The following is a 4,229-nucleotide window of genomic DNA, read 5'->3' as shown; positions in this document are numbered from 1 at the left end:
TTTTTGTCAATGCGTAAGTTCTATTATAGTGAATCCCCTCTATTATTGTTCCACTCTTTTTTGACTACCAAGATAAGATCGGGAGCAAAAAGAGAAAAACCATCACACCAGCTATCACAGCCCAAAACATCCCAGAGAGAATCGACCACATAAAGATAGCTCCAAAGAGAAAACAACTAACCAAGGCAACAATAGCAACGGGCATTTTAGACAGCCTTCTCCTGAGACTTCCATTCTCTAGCACAATCATCACCAACGCTCTTGCTGTTGATGCCGAAGCTGTAAACTCGCTGCATCCATTGAGTAGCTAGTTGATGAAAAAAACAACACCAATAAGGGCAATAGCGATCGCCGAATGGAGAAAAACTAACGGTCTTCGGGTGGCTAATTGTACATGACTTAGATCAATCGGATTTAGTATTAGAAGGGGGAAACACTGCAAAATTCTTGATATTTTGAGGTGTTTTAAGGCTCTTGGTTTTTGAGCTAATCTCAGGTGTAGTCAAATACTTAATAGAACTCGGTTGAATCAACAGAATGTAGTACTATCTCCGTATAGGAAGCTATTTTGGTGGACTCAAAGATGAAAGAGATTTCTCAGACAGTATTTTTCTTATTTCCTCTGTTATTGACTCTTGATGCTTCTGCTCAAATAACAGTGGATGGCGCAACTTCCACAACAGTAACTCCTACAGAAACAGGAGTACGCATTGATGATGGCAATCGCTCTGGCGGTAACTTATTTCATAGCTTTGGGGAGTTTTCGATTCCCACAGGAAGTGAGGCATTTTTTAATAATACTAGCGAGATAGCTAATATTTTTTCCCGCGTTACAGGGGGCAATATTTCTAATATTAATGGTTTAATTCGTGCTAACGGTGCAGCTAATTTATTTCTCATCAACCCCGCAGGAATTGTCTTTGGTAATGATGCCAGATTACAACTAGGTGGTTCATTTTATGGCAGTACCGCCGATAGTATCATTTTTCCCGATGGAGAATTTAGTGCGACAGATTTAGATAATCCGCCTTTAATTACGGTTAACGCACCCATTGGTTTAGGGTTTCGAGATAATCCAGGAGAAATTGTTAATACCTCTGTAGGTCAAAATCCCAATGGGGAGACTAATATTACTGGTGGTGCAGTAGGTTTACAAGTAGCAAATGGTGAAACCTTAGCTCTTGTTGGTGGTGATGTTCTACTAGATGATGGTAATTTAACAGCAAAAGGCGGTCATCTTGAAATTGGTAGCGTGAAGAGTGCAGGAGAAGTCGGTATTACAGAAACAGATACTGGCTTTGCACTAGATTACGGCGAGATAAATTCTTTTGGAGATATTACATTGCAGAATACAGCAGTGGTTGATGTCACTGCTACTGGTGGAGGAAGCGTAAGCGTCACAGCAAAAGATTTAACTTTAGATAGCAGTTCAATTATATCGGGAATTGCCCCCAATTCGACTTCTGCTGATGTTCGAGCAGGAGATATTATTATCAATGCCAATGAATCAGTAACTTTAACCGATGGTGCTTCTTTAGATACCAGAACTTCTGGAGTAGGAAATGCAGGAGATATTTTCATCGAAGCACGAGAAATTACATTGTCCAATTCTGACATTTTTACTGAAGTCAGTAGTACTGGAGGAATTGGTAATGCTGGCAATATTAATATCAGTACTAATTCTTTATCACTTCAAAATGGTTCGACATTCTTAGCTGATACGGAAAATCAAGGTAATGCAGGCAATATCGAAATTAAGACAGCATCATTATCTATTACTGATGGCGGTTTTATTAGTACTTCTACTTTTGGTCAAGGAAACGGAGGTAAAATTACTATTAATGCTAGCGAATCAGTGTCTCTAGGGAATAAAGAGAGTAATGGTGATTTAGAGAGCTATGGTCGTTTATTTAGCAATGTGGGTTCTGGTGCAGTCGGCAATAGTGGAGGTGTTGAAATTAATACAGGCTCATTGTTTGTCAAAAACTCATCTCAGATACAATCGCAAGTACGAGGACAAGGCAATTCAGGAAAAATTATCATCAATGCTCAAGATACAGTCTCTTTTGATGGACGAGACGAAACTGATTCAATTCCCAGTGCTGCTTTCAGTCGTGTAATTGAAGGAGGAAATGGTAATAGTGGTGGGATAGAAATAAACGCCAATTCCCTCTCTATTAACAATCGCGCTCAGCTTCTTAGTAATACAGCAGGAACTGGAAATGCAGGAGATATTAATATTCAAGTAGCGGAGGAAGTCAAGTTAGTAAACTCTACTATTATTTCTGAAATTACTGAAGGAACAGGGATAGGAGAAGGTGGTGATATAAATATCAAAACTGGTTCTTTGGTACTTCAAGATGCCTCTTCACTTCTAGCTGATACAGAAAATATTGGAGATGCTGGAGATATTACCATTGAAGCCAGCGAGAGAGTAATTTTAGAAGGAGAAGGTTTTTCTGCTTCTACTAATTCTACTGACATTTTTCCCAGTCAAATTACTGCAACAGTAGATAATTTTGAAGGAGCAAGAGGAGAGGGAGGAAGTATAACTATATCTACGCCTTTTCTTTCTGTAGCAGATGGTGGATTCATAAGCACCTCTACTTTGGGATTAGGAAATGCTGGTGATGTCAGCATTGAAGCTGACAATATTTCTGTAGATGGATTTGATAGTGATGGATTTAGGAGTTTCATTGCTAGTGAAGTCAGATTAGCCGAAGCTAAAGGTAATGGTGGTGATGTTGAAATTATTACTGATAATTTATCTGTAACTAATGGCGCAGAAATATCAGTTTCTACCTTTGGTCGAGGAGATGCAGGTGATTTATCTATCTTTGCTGACAATGTTGTCATCGATGGTGGAGAAAATGGCTTTTTTACGGGATTCTTTGCTCAAGTAGGAACAGAGGCAAGAGGAAAAGGTGGAAGTATTAATATCGGTAGCGAACAATCTCCCGTGGAACAATTAAACTTAACTAATGGTGCAGGAGTATCAGTTTCTACCTTTGGTCGAGGAGATGCAGGTGATTTATCCGTCTTTGCTAATAATGTTGTCATTGATGGTGGAGAAAATGGTTTTCAGACTGGATTCTTTGCGCAAGTGAGAGAAGATGCAACAGGACAGGGCGGAAATATTAACATCGGTAGCGAACAATCTCCCGTGGAACAATTAAACTTAACTAATGGTGCAGGAGTATCAGTTTCTACCTTTGGTCGAGGAGATGCAGGTGATTTATCCATCTTTGCTAATAATGTTGAAACAGATGCTGGAGAGAATGGTTTTCAGACTGGATTCTTTGCTTCAGTCAGAGAAGGTGCAACAGGACAGGGCGGAAATATTAACATCGGTAGCGAACAGTTTTTTGTAAAACAATTAAACTTAACTAATGGTGCAGAAATTAATGTCAATTCTGAAGGTCAAGGCATTGGTGGTAATTTATTTATTCAAACAAGCAACTTAACATTAGATTCAGGCTCTTTATTTGCCTCCACTGCATTTGGACAAGGGGGTAATATTACTCTGAAAATAGCCGATGATTTAATCTTACGCAATAACAGCTTGATATCAGCAGAAGCAATTGATGAGGCTTCTGGTGGTAATGTGAATATCAATGCCGAATTTATTATTGCTTATCCTAGCGGTGGTGACGGCAATGATATTACTGCGAGTGCCGAACAAGGACAAGGTGGTGCAATCAGCATCACAGCAGAATCTCTATTCGGACTTGAAGAACGTAGAGCGTTTGACAACAATGGCACTAACGACATTGATGCTAGTTCGGGAACTGAAGGTTTAGATGGTACAGTTACTATCGAAACCCCTGATAATAATCCCCTGCGAGAAACCCCAGAATTAACTGATAACCTTGTCTCCACAGAGGTTATTACAACATCGGATGTTTGTTCGGCATCAGATATCGAAGATGTCTCTAGTCTTGCAGTTCAAGGTAAAGGAGGAGTAGCACCAGAACCCACTGCACCCTTTGATAGTGATGCTTTAATTGTCAATGGGGAACCCGAAACATCAGATACACCTCACAATAATAGTCATTATCTAGACCCCAACGAGATTCCACCTCATGTGCAGCCAGTGGCATATAAAGACAATGGTGAACCTATTTATATTGCTAGGGGAGTCATGAAACAAGAAGACGGAACTGTGATTTTAACCGCCGTTCCCCATCAAAATATCTCCCCTCGAACTCCTGAAAATCCTTATAGTTGTG

2 protein-coding genes are annotated in these 4,229 nt (G+C 39.8%); one reads left to right on the top strand and one right to left on the bottom strand.

What is annotated here, in order from left to right:
• Window positions 1-23: 23 nt before the first annotated feature.
• The gene (locus H1P_RS39125; protein WP_281291271.1) at window positions 24-149 is read right to left on the bottom strand and encodes a hypothetical protein; all 126 of its coding nucleotides are present in this window, start codon (window positions 147-149) and stop codon (window positions 24-26) included.
• Window positions 150-583: 434 nt separating this feature from the next.
• On the opposite strand from H1P_RS39125, the gene H1P_RS31410 reads away from it, so the two are divergent.
• Window positions 584-4,229, top strand: a 3,646-nt coding sequence (locus H1P_RS31410; protein ID WP_144875131.1) for a two-partner secretion domain-containing protein, incomplete at its 3' end; no start/stop codon positions are given.

Source organism: Hyella patelloides LEGE 07179 (genome assembly GCF_900659865.1).
GTDB lineage: Bacteria > Cyanobacteriota > Cyanobacteriia > Cyanobacteriales > Xenococcaceae > Hyella > Hyella patelloides.
The sequence above is the reverse complement of the archived record's forward strand: the minus strand, read 5'-3'. Positions and strand labels throughout refer to the sequence as shown.